Source organism: Thermococcus sp. (assembly GCF_027066465.1).
Taxonomy (GTDB): Archaea; Methanobacteriota_B; Thermococci; order Thermococcales; family Thermococcaceae; genus Thermococcus.
The window spans coordinates 1-13,286 of the sequence record NZ_JAMONU010000069.1; the positions used below are offsets into that span (position 1 = coordinate 1).

20 protein-coding genes and 2 tRNA genes are annotated in these 13,286 nt (G+C 54.6%); 8 read left to right on the forward strand and 14 right to left on the reverse strand.

The genetic code is table 11. From position 1 onward, the window contains the following. A partial coding sequence (locus tag MVK46_RS03075) for a biotin/lipoate A/B protein ligase family protein (RefSeq protein WP_367182625.1) occupies positions 1-288 on the forward strand: 288 nt, incomplete at its 5' end. 6 nt (positions 289-294) lie between these two features. Here the strand turns inward: MVK46_RS03075 and MVK46_RS03080 are convergent. Genes MVK46_RS03080 through MVK46_RS03090 form a run of 3 tightly spaced genes read right to left on the reverse strand, consistent with a single transcriptional unit; the run spans position 295 to position 1,579 of the window. After that, a complete protein-coding gene (locus MVK46_RS03080; protein WP_297535189.1) occupies positions 295-624 on the reverse strand; it encodes a DUF86 domain-containing protein in 330 nt (109 codons plus the stop codon). After that, positions 621-914 (reverse strand): type VII toxin-antitoxin system antitoxin protein adenylyltransferase MntA, encoded by a 294-nt coding sequence (gene mntA / locus MVK46_RS03085; RefSeq protein WP_297535190.1) that lies wholly within the window; start codon positions 912-914, stop codon positions 621-623. The genes MVK46_RS03080 and mntA overlap by 4 nt, the downstream gene beginning before the upstream one ends. Before the next feature lie 41 nt (positions 915-955). Then, entirely contained in the window at positions 956-1,579 is a 624-nt protein-coding gene (locus MVK46_RS03090) for a hypothetical protein (RefSeq protein WP_297535191.1), read from the reverse strand. A gap of 142 nt (positions 1,580-1,721) precedes the next feature. Between MVK46_RS03090 and MVK46_RS03095 the strand changes: the two genes are divergently transcribed. Next, positions 1,722-1,798: transfer RNA gene (locus tag MVK46_RS03095), tRNA-His, on the forward strand. A gap of 8 nt (positions 1,799-1,806) precedes the next feature. On the opposite strand, the gene MVK46_RS03100 is transcribed toward MVK46_RS03095, so the two are convergent. Then, positions 1,807-2,637, reverse strand: coding sequence for a DUF835 domain-containing protein (locus MVK46_RS03100; RefSeq protein WP_297535192.1), 831 nt, complete (start codon positions 2,635-2,637; stop codon positions 1,807-1,809). Positions 2,638-2,722: 85 nt separating this feature from the next. On the opposite strand from MVK46_RS03100, the gene cobO reads away from it, so the two are divergent. After that, entirely contained in the window at positions 2,723-3,250 is a 528-nt protein-coding gene (gene cobO / locus MVK46_RS03105) for a cob(I)yrinic acid a,c-diamide adenosyltransferase (RefSeq protein ID WP_297535193.1), read from the forward strand. A gap of 4 nt (positions 3,251-3,254) precedes the next feature. On the opposite strand, the gene MVK46_RS03110 is transcribed toward cobO, so the two are convergent. The 4 genes from MVK46_RS03110 to MVK46_RS03125 are packed head-to-tail and all read right to left on the reverse strand — an operon-like array spanning position 3,255 to position 6,179. After that, positions 3,255-3,935 (reverse strand): amino acid ABC transporter permease, encoded by a 681-nt coding sequence (locus MVK46_RS03110; protein ID WP_297535194.1) that lies wholly within the window; start codon positions 3,933-3,935, stop codon positions 3,255-3,257. A gap of 1 nt (position 3,936) precedes the next feature. Then, on the reverse strand, positions 3,937-4,704 hold the full coding sequence (locus MVK46_RS03115; protein ID WP_297535195.1) for an amino acid ABC transporter ATP-binding protein: 768 nt from the start codon (positions 4,702-4,704) through the stop codon (positions 3,937-3,939). Further along, the gene (locus tag MVK46_RS03120) at positions 4,691-5,383 is read right to left on the reverse strand and encodes an amino acid ABC transporter permease (RefSeq protein ID WP_297535196.1); all 693 of its coding nucleotides are present in this window, start codon (positions 5,381-5,383) and stop codon (positions 4,691-4,693) included. The genes MVK46_RS03115 and MVK46_RS03120 overlap by 14 nt, the downstream gene beginning before the upstream one ends. A 28-nt stretch (positions 5,384-5,411) precedes the next feature. Beyond that, positions 5,412-6,179: a basic amino acid ABC transporter substrate-binding protein gene (locus tag MVK46_RS03125; protein WP_297535197.1), complete on the reverse strand. Its 768-nt coding sequence runs from the start codon at positions 6,177-6,179 to the stop codon at positions 5,412-5,414. A 290-nt stretch (positions 6,180-6,469) separates the two neighbouring features. Here MVK46_RS03125 and MVK46_RS03130 point away from each other — a divergent pair, with 290 nt between their 5' ends. Then, entirely contained in the window at positions 6,470-6,721 is a 252-nt protein-coding gene (locus MVK46_RS03130) for a UPF0147 family protein (RefSeq protein ID WP_014122777.1), read from the forward strand. A 17-nt stretch (positions 6,722-6,738) separates the two neighbouring features. On the opposite strand, the gene MVK46_RS03135 is transcribed toward MVK46_RS03130, so the two are convergent. Both MVK46_RS03135 and MVK46_RS03140 read right to left on the reverse strand, forming a co-directional pair. Next, positions 6,739-7,296 carry an aldolase gene (locus tag MVK46_RS03135; RefSeq protein ID WP_297535198.1) on the reverse strand — a complete coding sequence of 186 codons (558 nt, stop codon included), beginning with the start codon at positions 7,294-7,296 and terminating at the stop codon, positions 6,739-6,741. Between the two features lie 5 nt (positions 7,297-7,301). Next, positions 7,302-7,868, reverse strand: a complete 567-nt coding sequence (locus MVK46_RS03140) for a hypothetical protein (RefSeq protein WP_297535199.1) — start codon at positions 7,866-7,868, stop codon at positions 7,302-7,304. Between the two features lie 78 nt (positions 7,869-7,946). Here MVK46_RS03140 and MVK46_RS03145 point away from each other — a divergent pair. Continuing rightward, positions 7,947-8,024 (forward strand) — tRNA-Tyr (locus MVK46_RS03145). 142 nt (positions 8,025-8,166) lie between these two features. Here MVK46_RS03145 and lrpA read toward each other — a convergent pair. After that, positions 8,167-8,592, reverse strand: a complete 426-nt coding sequence (lrpA, locus tag MVK46_RS03150; RefSeq protein ID WP_297535200.1) for an HTH-type transcriptional regulator LrpA — start codon at positions 8,590-8,592, stop codon at positions 8,167-8,169. A 62-nt stretch (positions 8,593-8,654) separates the two neighbouring features. Further along, positions 8,655-9,911, reverse strand: a complete 1,257-nt coding sequence (gene rlmD / locus MVK46_RS03155) for a 23S rRNA (uracil(1939)-C(5))-methyltransferase RlmD (RefSeq protein ID WP_297535201.1) — start codon at positions 9,909-9,911, stop codon at positions 8,655-8,657. 120 nt (positions 9,912-10,031) lie between these two features. Between rlmD and MVK46_RS03160 the strand changes: the two genes are divergently transcribed. Next, the gene (locus tag MVK46_RS03160; RefSeq protein WP_297535202.1) at positions 10,032-10,247 is read left to right on the forward strand and encodes an ArsR family transcriptional regulator; all 216 of its coding nucleotides are present in this window, start codon (positions 10,032-10,034) and stop codon (positions 10,245-10,247) included. 47 nt (positions 10,248-10,294) lie between these two features. Then, positions 10,295-11,107, forward strand: a complete 813-nt coding sequence (locus MVK46_RS03165; RefSeq protein ID WP_297535203.1) for a MinD/ParA family protein — start codon at positions 10,295-10,297, stop codon at positions 11,105-11,107. On the opposite strand, the gene pyrE is transcribed toward MVK46_RS03165, so the two are convergent. After that, positions 11,072-11,629 (reverse strand): orotate phosphoribosyltransferase, encoded by a 558-nt coding sequence (gene pyrE / locus MVK46_RS03170; protein WP_297535204.1) that lies wholly within the window; start codon positions 11,627-11,629, stop codon positions 11,072-11,074. The genes MVK46_RS03165 and pyrE overlap by 36 nt on opposite strands. Positions 11,630-11,749: 120 nt before the next feature. Here pyrE and MVK46_RS03175 point away from each other — a divergent pair, with 120 nt between their 5' ends. After that, positions 11,750-12,466 carry a hypothetical protein gene (locus MVK46_RS03175; protein WP_297535205.1) on the forward strand — a complete coding sequence of 239 codons (717 nt, stop codon included), beginning with the start codon at positions 11,750-11,752 and terminating at the stop codon, positions 12,464-12,466. Here the strand turns inward: MVK46_RS03175 and MVK46_RS03180 are convergent. Further along, the coding region (locus MVK46_RS03180) for an ATP-dependent DNA ligase (RefSeq protein WP_297535206.1) at positions 12,450-13,286 on the reverse strand (837 nt) is incomplete at its 5' end. The two genes, MVK46_RS03175 and MVK46_RS03180, sit on opposite strands and share 17 nt — an antisense overlap.

Genomic DNA, 13,286 nt, shown 5'->3' on the forward strand with positions numbered 1-13,286 from the left:
CACGGGACGTTCATGTACGCGACGCGCGTTGAAATCCTTGGAAAAGTCCTGAGGGCTTCAAAGGCAAAGCTCGCTGACAAGGGCGTTTCGAGCATCTGGGAGCGCGTTACAACCCTGGAGCGCGAGGGAATAAAGCTGAACCGCTGGGAGGCCTACGAGCTGTTGAGGGAGCACTTCTTCAGCGCTTTCGAGCTAGAGGAGGGTGAGCTGACCGATTACGAGCTTGAGCTTGCCGAGGAGCTCATCGAGAAGCGCTACGGAAATCCAGAGTGGAACGAGATGAGGTGAGACACGCTAAAGGAGTCCCTCAAAAATCTCTCTCAACCGAGGGATGTCCTCTTCAATTGTTCTCCACACAACTCGAAGGTCAACGCCAAAATATGCGTGGATGAGCTTGTCCCGCATTCGTGCAATCTCCCGCCAAGGCACTTCAGGGTGCAGTTCTTTAAATCCCGACGGAATTGCTTTTGATGCCTCTCCAATAACTTCCAACGCACGGATAACGGCAAACTGAGTCTTTTTATCCCGTTGGAACTCCTCAAAGGACATTCCCTCAGTAAACTCTTCAATGAGGATTATCGCTTCTACAATGTCGTTGAGGTAATCCTCGTGGGTTCTCTTCATACGTAAACGACCTCCCTGCCCACACCTTCGGCAATCTTTGATTTAAGGGCGGATTTCAGAACGAGGTCTACCCTAATCCCGAGAAGGCTCTCAAGGTACTCTTCAAGCTCGATGAACTTCAGAAGGGACGGCACCTCGTAGAAATCCACGAGGATGTCCACGTCGCTCGCCTCGGTTGCCTCCCCCCGTACGTATGACCCGAATATGCCGATTTCACGGACACCGAAGCGCTCCTCAAGCTCCCGTTTGTGGGCCCTCAGGATTTCCTCAATCTCCGTCAATGTCTTCATGGTTGAGAGTTTGGATTAAGGAGGGATAAAGTTTACGCAGTTTAAAATCCCACACCAAACTCCCTAGCTAACTCGTAGAACAGCTCGTCTTCGCCGAGCTCCTCGCGGAGTTTTTCGAAGTTCTTCATAAGCCTCGGAAGCCTGCCCTTCGAGCGCCTCAGCATAGAGTTGCCGATTTCAATGGCGAAGCGCAGGTACTCGTCGCTGACCATTATCCTCCCGTCCCTGCCGAGCGGAGCGGTTAGATACTCGGTGGCGTTTATCTCGACGAGGTAGCGGTTGGAGATTACCTTGAAGGTCGTGTACTTGAAACCGCTGGCGAGGCCCAGCTCGTGGAGCCTCTTCGCTTTCTCAAGGTTCTCGGCGACGACGTGAAAAATCGGGGGCTGGCTTTTAAGGAAAATCAGGCCCTCCCTCGCTCTCTCAAGGGCCTCTTTCGCTTCCTCAAACGTAATCTCGCGGTGAACCTTAATCAGCCACCTGCTCAGGGGTTTTGCTCCTAAAGCTGGCTCCTCAATGATTCCTATCCTGCCGGAGCACGAGCTCGTCGTGTAGATTCCCCTGATGGAGTTGATGAGCAAGAGGAGGTCTATTATATCCTCATCAACCTTGCCCTCTCTCATCGCCGTGAAGAGACTGACCAGCGCTTCACGCTTTGCCTTCATCCCTCAGCCCCCGGCGGTGTTTTTAATTTGGGTTTGGTTGTGTTTACGCCCCAATTTCGGCCCAATACCGAATCTTCTGCCTTCTCTCGCGGTATCTGACGAAAACTTTATAAAGCTAACCCAAAAGCTTAAGCTGGACGTGGCCGGGGTGGTGTAGCCTGGTCAGCACAGGGGACTGTGGATCCCCTAGCCCGGGTTCAAATCCCGGCCCCGGCCCCAGAAGGCAATCACTCCGACAGGCTTTTCTCCAGCTCTTCAACGGGCTCCAATTCGGACGTGAACATGCTGAACATCTTTTCATCCAGGGCTTCCCAGTCAAGGGATATGAGGAGGATTCCCCTGTGGAGAGTTGCAAGGTCTCTCAGACTCGCGATGAATTTCAAAACACTTTCCGGGCCGTTTTCAAGGATTGAGTATTCAACGCAGTTTATCAGGATGACCTTGTCAAGCTCCGTGGATTCGAGAAAGGCCCTCAGGGTTTCCAGCAGGTAGGGAAGCCTCGTGGGTGCGACTGCGTCGGGGTGCTTTACCTTTGAGACCCATATTACCGGGACGATTCTAAGTCCGAGTCTTTTTCTGAACACCTCGGGCGGGTCTCTCGTTATCGCAATCCCCGGCAGGTGCCTGTGCTTTGTAAGCTCAACGAAGAGCCTCTCGGTGTCCTCCTCACTTCCCCAGTAGCCTCCAGGCATGAACTCCCCCGAAGGTTCAGTGGCGATGGGGACGACCACGTACTTTCCTCTGGCGAAGGGTATGTAAACCATAACCGAGGACACAAAGAGCAGGACGCCGCTTACCGTCAGGAGCACGGACCTCAGAAGGGCGTATTCGGAGTTTCCGTAGAGAAGGGACGTTCTCATGAGCACCCCTATGAACTCGGCTATGACTATGAGGAGAAACGCCCCGAGCAGCAGGTCGAAGACCCTTGAGAAGTATCTCGCCCTCAGGTTTCGCTTTATGTTCTTTTCGACTGCCAGGAGCATCAGAACTATCGCAAAGGACAGCACGAACACCGTTAAGTCCCTGAGAAGGTATCCAAGGGACGTAATCCCTGCCATACACTTCCACTCCGCGGTTCAGTCTTTTAACGGTTTTGCGGCGAAGTTTATAAGCGGACTGGATAACTTATCCCGGTGGAGCCAAATGTCGTGGCGTGAAAAGCTCGGACTGGTTCACATCTACACCGGGAACGGCAAGGGAAAGACCACCGCCGCATTCGGCCTGGCCGTCAGGATGCTCGGGCGGGGAGGCAGGGTCGCCATACTCCAGTTCATGAAGGCGCCCAAAGCTTACGGGGAGCAGGTTAAGATAGCGGAGTGCGGGGCCTTGATAGAGTCCTTCGGTTTGCCAAGGTTCGTTCACGGCAAGCCGAGCGAGGAAGACATCGAGGCCGCAAAGAAGGCCCTTGAGAGGGCGAAGGAGCTGGTCTCAAGCGGTGAGTGGGATTTGGTGATACTCGACGAAATCTGCGTTGCCCTGGGCTTCAACATGCTCGATGTTGAGGATGTCAAGGAGCTGATACGGAACAAGGCGCCCCACACCGAACTCGTCCTCACCGGCCGCTACTGCCCAGAGGAGCTGTTCGAGCTTGCCGATTACGTCACTGAAATGAGGGAGGTAAAGCACCCATACCAGAGGGGAATAATAGCGAGGAAGGGCGTCGAGTACTGACGCCTCACCTTTTTATCGTTGTAACCCCCGGTATGTGGAGCTTCATCTCGACGACCCTCATCGCCTGGATTATCAGCGTCGCGAAGACGAGGTAAATCACCGCCACGAGCAGGTATATCTGGGCGTAGAGGAACGTTTCCGACGCAACGACGCTCGCTTGGTACATCAGCTCCGGGACTGCTAGAAGCATCGCCAGCGAGGAGTACTTGAGCAGGTAGACCATCTCGTTCGTCCAGCTGGGGAGCATTATTCTGAAGGCCTGCGGAAACGTTACGTGCCTTATTATCTGCCACTTCGACATTCCCAGCGAGACCGCCGCTTCAATCTGGCCGTAGTCGATGGAGTTGAAGGCGCCCCTTATGTACTCCGCCTGATAGGCGGCGCTGTTGAGCATTATTCCGAGCGCCGCCGCGACGGTTGGATTCATGACGAAGTTCGGAAAGTAGTGCCTGATGAGGAGCGGCAGGCCGAAGCCTATGATGTAGAGCTGGAGCAGCATTGGCGTTCCTCGAATAAGCTCTATGTACGCCGTTGAGAGCCACCTCGCTGGCCTTCCCCCGTAGGTTCTCGCTATGGCCAGTATGAGACCGAGCGCGAAGCCGCCGAGAAAGCCGACCACCGTCAGTTCGAGCGTGACCCTCAGCCCGCTGAGCAGGTGGCTCGCTATCAAGCTCCCGTACTCCATCTCACTCCCCTCCGAAGACTGAGAGGTCCGCTATCCTCTTCAGGAACTCCCTCGTCTCGTCCCTCTTTGGGTTGTAGAGTATGTCCTTCGGCGTTCCCCTCTCCCAGATGACGCCGTCGTAGAAGAAGAGCACCTCGTCGGCCGCGTTGAGGGCGAAGCCAATCTCGTGGGTGACCACGAGCATCGTCACCTTCTTCTTCGCGAGCTCGCGCATAACGTCGAGCACTTCACCGGCGAGCTGTGGGTCCAGGGCTGAGGTGGGCTCGTCGAAGAGAACTATCTCCGGCTCCATCGCCAACGCCCTCGCTATGGCGACGCGCTGCTGCTGACCGCCGCTCAGCTGGGCCGGATACTTGTGGAACGCGTCCTCCTCAAGGTGAACCATCTTCAGGGCTTTGTAGGCTTTCTCCTCGGCCTCCTCGTCGCTCAGGCCTTTAACGACCTTAAGGCCTATCTTAACGTTCTCAAGTGCCGTGAGGTGCTTGAAGAGGTTGAAGTGCTGGAACACGAAGCCTATCCTCGCCCTCACCTTCCTTATGTCCACGCCCCTTTCCAGGATGTTCTCCCCGTTGAAGATTATCTCCCCTGAGTCCGGCTCAATTAGCCTGTTTATGCACCTGAGGAGTGTACTCTTCCCGGCACCGCTCGGGCCGATTATGACCTTTGTTTCGCCCCTCTCAACGTCGAAGGAAACTCCCCTCAGAACGGGCTTTTCGCCGAACTTCTTCGTAAGGTTCCTAACCACGAGAACCCTATCAGAGCCTGACATTTGAAGCTCCCCCTGTTCCCTTTATTCCGTACTTCCTTCCCATGTAGTTGGCCAGATACGTGAGCGGGAGGACCATAACCAGGTAGAAGAGTGCAGCGAGTCCGTAGTAGCGGAAAGGTTCAGCAGTAACCGAGACGAGGTAAGTTGCCTCCCTCGTGAGTTCGACGATGCCTATGGCGAGGGCTATCGAGGTGTCCTTGAGGACTATGACGTACTCGTTCATCCAGGCTGGGATGCTGAAGCGCAGGGCCTGGGGTAAAACGATGTGCCTTATCACCTGCAGTTTTGACATGCCGAGGGAAAGCCCCGCCTCAATCTGCCCCTCATCTACAGCCTGAATACCGCTCCTGAATATCTGGGACTGGTAAGCTGAGGAGCGGATTCCCAGACCAACGACGGCCGCCCAGAAGGGTGAGAGTCCAAAGCCTATTAGAATTGGCATCGAGAAGAATATTATGAAGTATATCGCGAGGAGGGGAATGCCCCTTATCGTTCCCTCGTAAACCATGGCGGCGTATTTCAGGGCTTTGTTCCCGTATGTTTCCATCAGGGCCACCGGAAGGCCTATCAGAAATCCAAGCCCTATCGAGAGCAGGGACAGGGTTATTGTCATCTTCGTCCCGTTGAGAAGCATTCGGAGGGCTACGTCCAGCGGAACGGTCGTGGCGGTTACTGCCATCTCAACACCTCCAAAAAAATGGAGAGAATCAGCTGCCGAAGTACTCCTTTATGAGCTGCTCCCACTGAGGCGAGTTCATAATCTCCTTCAGGGCCTGGTTTATCTCGTTGAGGAGCTTGGTGTTGCCCTTCCTGACGGCTATTCCGTAGTGCTCGTTGGTCTTTATGGTGTAGGCTATCTTGACCGGGTACTTGTGGACGAACATGTTGGCAACGGGGGAGTCGAGGACTATAACGTCAACCTGACCGTTGAGAAGGGCCTCAAGGGCCGCAACGTAGGTGCTGTACTCCTTTATGGTCGCGTTCTTGCCGACGTGGTCCTTGACGTATATCGCACCGGTGGTTCCCGTTTCAACGCCGATGGTCTTTCCGTAGAGGTCTTTAATCGAGTTAATCTGTATGTTGGAATCCTTCCTGACGACGACAGCCTGGTCGGCGGTCCAGTAGGGAATGCTGAAGTCAACCACCTTCTCGCGCTCCGGCGTTATCGTCATGCCGGCTATCACGACGTCCACCTTGCCGGCCTGGAGGGCTGGGATTAGCGAGTCGAAGTTCATGTCAACAATCTTCACCTTGTCGTAGCCTATCTTCTTCGCTATCAGCTTTATCAGGCTTATATCGAACCCCGTTATGTTGCCCGTCTTCGGGTCCTTGTACTCAAAGGGCGGAAAGTCAGCGCTGGTTCCGACGACGAGGACTTTCTCCTGCGTGCTCTGGGTTCCAACACAACCGCTGGCCCCGACAGCCAAAACAAGAACGGTTGCAATCAAACCGGCAAGCACAAAGTTCCTGTTCATGGTATCACCGGTGTTTTTGTTAAATTTTTCCGTTAATAAGGCTTTTCCTGAAAAAATGTTTAATATTCGGGCGAATATAAAAACAGTTTTTTTACAACCCTGAAAACCCTTGATAAACAGACCTGGTTATCGGACTTTTTTCGTGTTCTTTTGGAAGCAGATTAGGGTATTGATGAACCTGTTTATACACTAAGGTTTCGACGATTGACCGAAAAGCTTTTTAGCCGGGAAGGTCTATGATAAGCCGAGAGGATTTTAGTTACAATTTTTTAGGATAAGGGGGTGATAGAATGAGCGAGCTGATTCAGCAGATTGTGCAGGTTCTCAAGGAGCAGGTCGTTCAGGACACCGTCGTTCCCAGGAACATAAGGCGCGCCGCCGAGCAGGCCATAGAGGTTCTCCTCGACGAGAGCAAGGAGCCCGCGGTTAGGGCGGCCGATGCTATAGCCATTCTCGAGGAGATTAGCGAGGACCCGAACATGCCCATGCACACGAGGACCATCATATGGGAGGTTCTCGGTGCCCTCGAGCAGGTTAAGTGAGCCTTTGATTTTTCCGCTCATTTCCTGCTCAGGTACCAGAGCTTGGCGCTTTCTTCGACCAGCTCCGCCTTGTAAAAAGCTTCCTTCAGGCTTTTTCCAACGGTCACGATTCCGTGCTTCGCCATCAGAACCGCGTCCGCACCCTTCAAAGCTTCTGCCGTTACTTCCGCGAGCTCCTCGGTTCCCGCCGGTCTGAACGGCGCTATCGGGATTCTCCCGAGGTAGATTTCCGCCTCAGGCGTTATTATCGGCAGTTCGCCTTCGAGGAGGGTCGAGGCAACTATCGAGTACGGCGGGTGGAGGTGGGCTATTGCCCTAACGTCCGGCCTCACCCTGTAAACGGCCAGGTGAAGCCTGTACTCGGAGGAGGGCCTAACGCTGGAGAGCTGGTTTCCGCTGAGGTCTATCACCGCCACCTGCTCCTCCGTCATCTCGTCCATCACAGCTCCGGTTGCCTTAATGAACACCAAATTCCCGACGCGGACGCTCAGGTTCCCGCCGAAAGCGGCGGTTAAACCGCGCTCGTGTGCCTTTCTCGAGTAGAGGACGAGCTGGCGTTTTGCCGTTCGGGTCATGAGAATCACCTCACCTTAACACCGTAGCCGCAGTCCAGACAGAGGGCCTTTTCCCCGCGCCACGCGAGCTCACCGCCGCAGAGGGGGCACGTGTCGAGGTTTCCAGTATCTTTCCAGCGCTCGAAGGTTTCTCTGTCGATGACTAGGTAGACGCCGTCCTTTTCCACTTCAAAGTCCCCCAGAACGGGATTGCTCTCAAGCTCCCCCGTTTCCAGGTTCACTATAACAGGTTCGAGGCCGATGTTGCCCTCGTATTCTATATCGTTGGCCGGAAGTATCTCAAGGATTAGCGAGTTGAGCTTTCTGTCGTGGTACGCTATGACCTCAAGCGCGTCGCTCACCTCCCCGCTCGATGGGATTACATCAACGACCAAGCTATCCCTTGGGAAGAGAAGCGCCACAACGTCCCTGCTCCTGAAGAGCGCCATTCCTTTTCCTGTGTAAAGCTCTTCAAGGCCGAGCTCCTTCAGAAATCCCTTGACTTCATCTCCGCTTGGAAGACGCTTTTTGTTCACCATTACGTTCATCATCCTCTTCGCGAGCGGGACCGCGACGGTTATCGGCTCTTCCATTTTTCTCACCGCCGATATTCGGAGGGAAAAATTTATAAACCTGCCCCGGGGATAATCCTTCGGGCTGGTCAGTGGGGTCCCGCGGTAGCCTAGCCTGGGAGTGGCGGCGGACTGTAGATCCGCAGGTCCCCGGTTCAAATCCGGGCCGCGGGACCACCAGAATTCTAAGCGCTTCTTGAAGTCCTTTTGGGTGAGAACTACACGGTTGTTTTTGGGATTTTGATGCTTAAACGACAGCTTGAAGAATGAGCTTTTAGAAGATTAGTGTGTTCAAAATAAAAAAGAGAATCCTTTAGGCTCACTTCATCTTCTCTAGGATTATCGCGGGGCAGACCTTAAGGACGCCGTCAATCCTTCCTATTTTGTTTGAGATTATGTCAGACAGGTCTTCTCCGTCGCGTGCCCACACCTCGGCCATTATCATGTGGTCGCCGCTCGTGAGGTAGATGTGCCTCACGAAGTCGAACTCCTTGAGTTTGCTCGCTACCTCAAAAATCTTCTCAGGCTTGGTGTCTATTCCGGTTATGCTCACGAGGTTGTAGCCGAGCTTTGCGGGGTCAACCACTATCGTGTACTGCTTTATGACTCCGGCTTCCTCGAGTGCCTTGACTCGTTTCCTAACCGCTGTCTCGCTTATGCCGAGCACCTTCGCTATCTCTGTGAAAGGGGTTCTAGCGTCCTTGGTGAGCATATCCAGTATAACCCTATCCCTCTCATCTAACATATCCTCACCACCTAAGTTCTAACTACGCACCAATCCTTTATTAAGGTATCGGTCTTTTGAGTTTAAACATCAAACCTGCTCAACCCAACGACGGCCTCGACGTGGGGTGTGTGCGGGAACATATCAAGGCCAACGGCGTGTTCAACCCTGTATTTCTCCTTCAGCTTGTAAAGGTTTTCGGAGAGCGTTTTCGGGTTGCACGATACGTAAATTAGCCTCTCCGGTTCGTCTTTTAAGATTTTCCGGATTAGCTTCGGATGGAGGCCCGCCCTCGGCGGGTCGACTATCACGGTGTCGTATTTTGACAGGTCCCCCACGTCCCTATCGCTCCCCACCCTGAACTGGGCGCTTACCCCGTTCAGCTCGGCGTTCTTGTTGGCCATTTCAACAGCGAAGGGGTTAATCTCGACACCTTCAACGGCAAAGCCCCTCTTGGCGAGGTAAACCCCGAAGGTGCCAACTCCAGAGTACAGGTCGAGAACCCTCTCCCCTTCAACGAGCTTTTCCACTTCCCTGAGCAGGTTTACCGCCTGATGGCTGTTCGTCTGGAAGAAGCTGTTGGGGTGAATGAGGTACACCACGTCCTCAAGCCTCTCGCGGATGAAGGGACTGCCCCAGAAGCGCTCGACGTCGCCGTAGGAAACGTCGCTATCGCTCCTGTTAACGCTCCAGTAGAGCGATGTCGCGAAGGGGAAGTAGTCGGGGAACGACTCCGGGAGCGTTCCTTCCTTCGTCACGAGGTTCACCATGAGCTCGCCGGTAAATTTCCCCTCACGGATTACTACGTATCTCAAAAACCCCCTATTCTTTCTCATGTCGTAGAGTGAAAGTCCCTCGTCCTCTATGAACTCCCTCAGGGCCTTCAGGACTTTTCCGCTGGTCCCCCCAAAGACCGGGCATTCGGCTATGTCGACCGCCTCCCACCACGTCCCGTAGCGCCTGAACCCTATTCCTGTTGTCGAAATGACGATATCAATTCTGTTTCTGTGGCCGTATATCTTCGGTGAAGGTATAACATTGACATTAAGACCGAGATACTTTGAGAGCTTTGATGCCTTGAAGCGGAGCTGTTCCTCATATGGCAGGTGCTGGAGCAGACAGCCGCCGCACCTCCCGAAGTAGGGGCATTCCGGCTCGACTCGGATTGGTGAGGGTTCGATTAGCTTAAAGTCGGTCGCTATGAGCTTTTTCTTTTTCCTCCTCCACCTTCTGACCTCGACCACGTCGCCCGGCGCGGTGTGGGGAACGAGAATCGTCCGGTTGCCCTCCCTCAGGATTCCAAGGCCCTCATCACTGAGTCCCTCTACGGTGCCCATCATGGTCGGCGATGCTCTCCCCGGCTTATAAACCTGCCCATTGATGGCCATTTGAACTTTCTCCAAAATTGTCCACGGAAGGTTTATTTACTCCGAGAACGTACTACTATTGGTGCCGGCTTGATGTTTGGGCGCCGCAAGGATGTTGTTTACAAGGTTTTGGCCACGAAGAAGAGGGCGGTTGCCCTCCAGAAGCTCAGCGCCGAGCTTGAAACCCCCGCCCCGGCTCTGCTCAAAACCGTTAAGGAGCTTGAGTCTGAGGGCCTCGTTGAGGTCTTCTACGGCCGCGGCAAGGCGGCCATCATGGTGAAAGCCAAGACGCTTGAGGACTACATTTGAGCTTCCCTCAATAATTTCTTTTAATCAAAGCATCCGGGGGTTAGGGTTTGGTATCGATAGTTGTTACCGGCAGGGGTGGGGCTGGAAAGACCACGATGACGGCGAACCTGTCGGCCTACTTTGCGGGCCTCGGGTTCAAGACCCTCGCCGTTGACGGCGACCTGTACCTTCCCAAGCTGGCCTTCCACTTCGGTATATACAACCCCAGAACCAACTTACACACCCTCCTCAGCGGGAGGAGTCCAAGGCTCCTCGACTCCATATACCGGGACGTGAGGACGGGCGTTGAGATTCTTCCGGGCAGTTCGAGGCTTTACGACGTTCTGAACATAGACCAGGGAAGGCTCAGGCGAATCGTCAGGGAGGCCCAGAGGAGGTACGAGCTGACGATAATAGACTCCCCTGTGGGAATCCCCTTTGATACGATTTCCACGTTCCGCCTGGCCAAGTATCAGCTCATAATCGTTGAGGTCGAACGCGGACCGATTCACTCCTTCGGGAGGATGCTCGAGAACGAAGTCGGTAAACTGAAGGCGCTCGGTGAGGCCTACGGCCTTAAGGTGGGGGTGCTGATAAACAAGGTCCGCGAGTCCAGGCCCGTAGTTGACGAGCTTGTTGAGTACATTGAGGAGAAGGCCGGCGTTCCGGTCGTCGGCGTGGTCTCGTACGACCCGAAGGTTCCCGAGAGCCAGAACATGGGGCGGCCGGTTCTGAGCTACGCCCCCCGTTCAAGGGCCTCAAGGGATATAGTCTCGGCGGGAAACGTTATAGGCGAGTGGATTTTTGGGAAAAGAAAAAGGGGAATGCTCGAGAGGCTGGAAGCTTTACTTCGCTCCCTTCTTCCGTTCAAAAAGCTGTGACACCGTCAGGAGGGGAACGAACCTGTAATCCTTAAGGTTCTCGGCGGCGCCTTCCTCCCGGTCAATGACCACAAAAACCGCGGCTATTCTCGCTCCGAGTTCTTCAAGAACCTTTGCTGAGCGGAGGACGCTCCCTCCCGTTGTAGTAACGTCCTCTACGAGGAGAATCCTGTCGCCCGGCTTCACTTCTCCCTCTACCAGGCTTCCGGTTCCGTGTCCCTTCGGCTTCTTCCTGACGATAACGAGGGGCTTCCCGGTCTCGAGCGAGAGTGCCGTTGCTATGGGAACCGCCCCAAGCTCCGGCCCGGCAACGCGGTCGAACTCTATGCCAAGCTCCTCTGCCTTCTCCTTCATGAGCCTAGCTATCAGGCCGAGCACCTCGGGTTCCGTGATGAGCTTTTTGACGTTGATGTAGTAGTCGCTCTCCTTTCCGGACGTCAGGATGAAGTGCCCGAAGAGAACTGCTCTCTCCCTGAAGAAAGCCTCGATGAGTTTTTCACCCTTTTCCACAGCTACCACCATCGGTGTAAATTCACCTGCGTATAAAAGCGTTGCCTCTTTAGAATTTTAACACATCCCTGTCAAAAAACTCTGGGAGAGAACGCTTAAAAATACCACTGCAGAAAGTTAAGAGGTGGTGGCATGGTCGGAGAGCTTTTGGTTCTGCTCTACCTGTTCGCTGCGGTGGTGATTGGCCTCGGGGTTTTCATAAGGACGCTCTCGTGGCTTTCCGAAACCGACAGGGTAATGCCGATGGTGTCCCTCCCAAGGGGGTTTGCATGGGGTTTTTTGGCCGTTCTCGTCGCCATGGCCGTTGAGGGTGCCGTCCTCTACGCCTTCTGGGGGAGTGCGATGGCCTTTGCAATCCTCGCCCTCATCGTCGGCCCGGTTGAAGAAGGTGCGAAGCTGATTCCCTACTTCGTCAAGACCGGTGAGAGCAAGCTCTACCGCTGGAACCTCACAATCAAGACCGCCCTGGCCTTTGGAATAATTGAGGGTATCGGCTACTTCCTGCTCCTCTTCTTCAGCGGCAACCCTATAGGTGCCTTCGTGAGGCTGATAGTCATAGCTTACCACGTGGTCTGGACGGCGATAGCCCTCGAACTGGCCCTTACGGGCGACCCAGTTCTCGGCTACCTCAAGGCGGCGCTGATACACGGCCTCTACGACGCCCCCGCGATGCTCCTGCTGGCCGGTGCCGGCCCAGTTGCAGGGGTTATGGCAATCGTCTCCCTGGGCGTTCTGATGTACGTTTACAGGGCCTCGGAAGCCTCGTTCAGGTTCGCCTACTACTACGCGAGGAGGATAATCGAGGAAAGGCTGAAGTCCTTTGAAAGCGGCTTTACTTCTTCGCTTTAAACTTCTCCTGGAACTCGTAGAGCTGGGCGACCCTCTCTATCGTGTCGGCTTCCTCCGGGCTTTTGTCTTCCCTCAATGCAACGTAGCGCGGGAAGCGGAGCGCGAAGCCGCTCTTGTACTTCGGGCTCTTCTGTATCTCTTGGTAGGTAACCTCGATGACGACCTTCGGCTGTATCTCGACGAACTTACCCTCTTCCCTAACGATGAGCGGTTTGAGCATCTTCGTGAACTCGACCAAATCCTCGTCGGTGAAGCCGCTGCCGACCTTTCCAACGGGCAGGAACTCGCCGGTTTCAGGGTCGTAGGCGGCAACGAGGAAGGAACCTAGCAGATGAGCACGCCTTCCCTCGCCCCACTCCGCGCCTATGATTACGAGGTCGAGGTTCTCCATCGTTGGCTTAATCTTCAGCCACTTCTTCCCGCGGTTTCCTGGCTCGTAGACGGCGTCAAGGCGCTTTGCCATAAGCCCCTCGTGTCCAAGCTCCAAGGCTCTCTTGTAGAACTCCTCTGCTTCCTCGGCTTTCTTTGTCACCAGCTGCTCCGCAAGCTTTATCTTCTCGCTTTCCTCAACGCTCTCCTCGAGCTTCTTCCTCCTCTCGACGAACTTCGTGTCGATGAGGCTCTCGCCGTCGACGTAGAGCATGTCGAAGAGGTTCAGCTCGAGGGGAATCTTCTCAATCATCTCATCGATGTTGTACTTCCGCCTGAACCTCCTCAGAACGTACTGGAAGGGCCTCGGACGGCCGTTCTCACCAACGGCGACCAGCTCACCCTCGACGATTGCAGTTTTCGGCTTCAGCGAGTTCTTCACCGCTTCAAC

Excerpts from the sequence above, each read along its gene's own strand:
- MVK46_RS03115 (WP_297535195.1), bottom strand. The coding sequence starts at position 4,704 with ATGTCAGGCTCTGATAGGGTTCTCGTGGTTAGGAACCTTACGAAGAAG.
- pyrE (WP_297535204.1), bottom strand. The coding sequence starts at position 11,629 with ATGGTGGTAGCTGTGGAAAAGGGTGAAAAACTCATCGAGGCTTTCTTC.
- cobO (WP_297535193.1), top strand. The coding sequence starts at position 2,723 with ATGTCGTGGCGTGAAAAGCTCGGACTGGTTCACATCTACACCGGGAAC.
- rlmD (WP_297535201.1), bottom strand. The coding sequence starts at position 9,911 with ATGATGGGCACCGTAGAGGGACTCAGTGATGAGGGCCTTGGAATCCTG.
- MVK46_RS03090 (WP_297535191.1), bottom strand. The coding sequence starts at position 1,579 with ATGAAGGCAAAGCGTGAAGCGCTGGTCAGTCTCTTCACGGCGATGAGA.
- MVK46_RS03110 (WP_297535194.1), bottom strand. The coding sequence starts at position 3,935 with ATGGAGTACGGGAGCTTGATAGCGAGCCACCTGCTCAGCGGGCTGAGG.
- MVK46_RS03140 (WP_297535199.1), bottom strand. The coding sequence starts at position 7,868 with ATGGAAGAGCCGATAACCGTCGCGGTCCCGCTCGCGAAGAGGATGATG.
- MVK46_RS03130 (WP_014122777.1), top strand. The coding sequence starts at position 6,470 with ATGAGCGAGCTGATTCAGCAGATTGTGCAGGTTCTCAAGGAGCAGGTC.
- MVK46_RS03125 (WP_297535197.1), bottom strand. The coding sequence starts at position 6,179 with ATGAACAGGAACTTTGTGCTTGCCGGTTTGATTGCAACCGTTCTTGTT.
- lrpA (WP_297535200.1), bottom strand. The coding sequence starts at position 8,592 with ATGTTAGATGAGAGGGATAGGGTTATACTGGATATGCTCACCAAGGAC.
- MVK46_RS03080 (WP_297535189.1), bottom strand. The coding sequence starts at position 624 with ATGAAGAGAACCCACGAGGATTACCTCAACGACATTGTAGAAGCGATA.
- mntA (WP_297535190.1), bottom strand. The coding sequence starts at position 914 with ATGAAGACATTGACGGAGATTGAGGAAATCCTGAGGGCCCACAAACGG.
- MVK46_RS03175 (WP_297535205.1), top strand. The coding sequence starts at position 11,750 with ATGGTCGGAGAGCTTTTGGTTCTGCTCTACCTGTTCGCTGCGGTGGTG.
- MVK46_RS03135 (WP_297535198.1), bottom strand. The coding sequence starts at position 7,296 with ATGACCCGAACGGCAAAACGCCAGCTCGTCCTCTACTCGAGAAAGGCA.
- MVK46_RS03100 (WP_297535192.1), bottom strand. The coding sequence starts at position 2,637 with ATGGCAGGGATTACGTCCCTTGGATACCTTCTCAGGGACTTAACGGTG.
- MVK46_RS03120 (WP_297535196.1), bottom strand. The coding sequence starts at position 5,383 with ATGGCAGTAACCGCCACGACCGTTCCGCTGGACGTAGCCCTCCGAATG.
- MVK46_RS03160 (WP_297535202.1), top strand. The coding sequence starts at position 10,032 with ATGTTTGGGCGCCGCAAGGATGTTGTTTACAAGGTTTTGGCCACGAAG.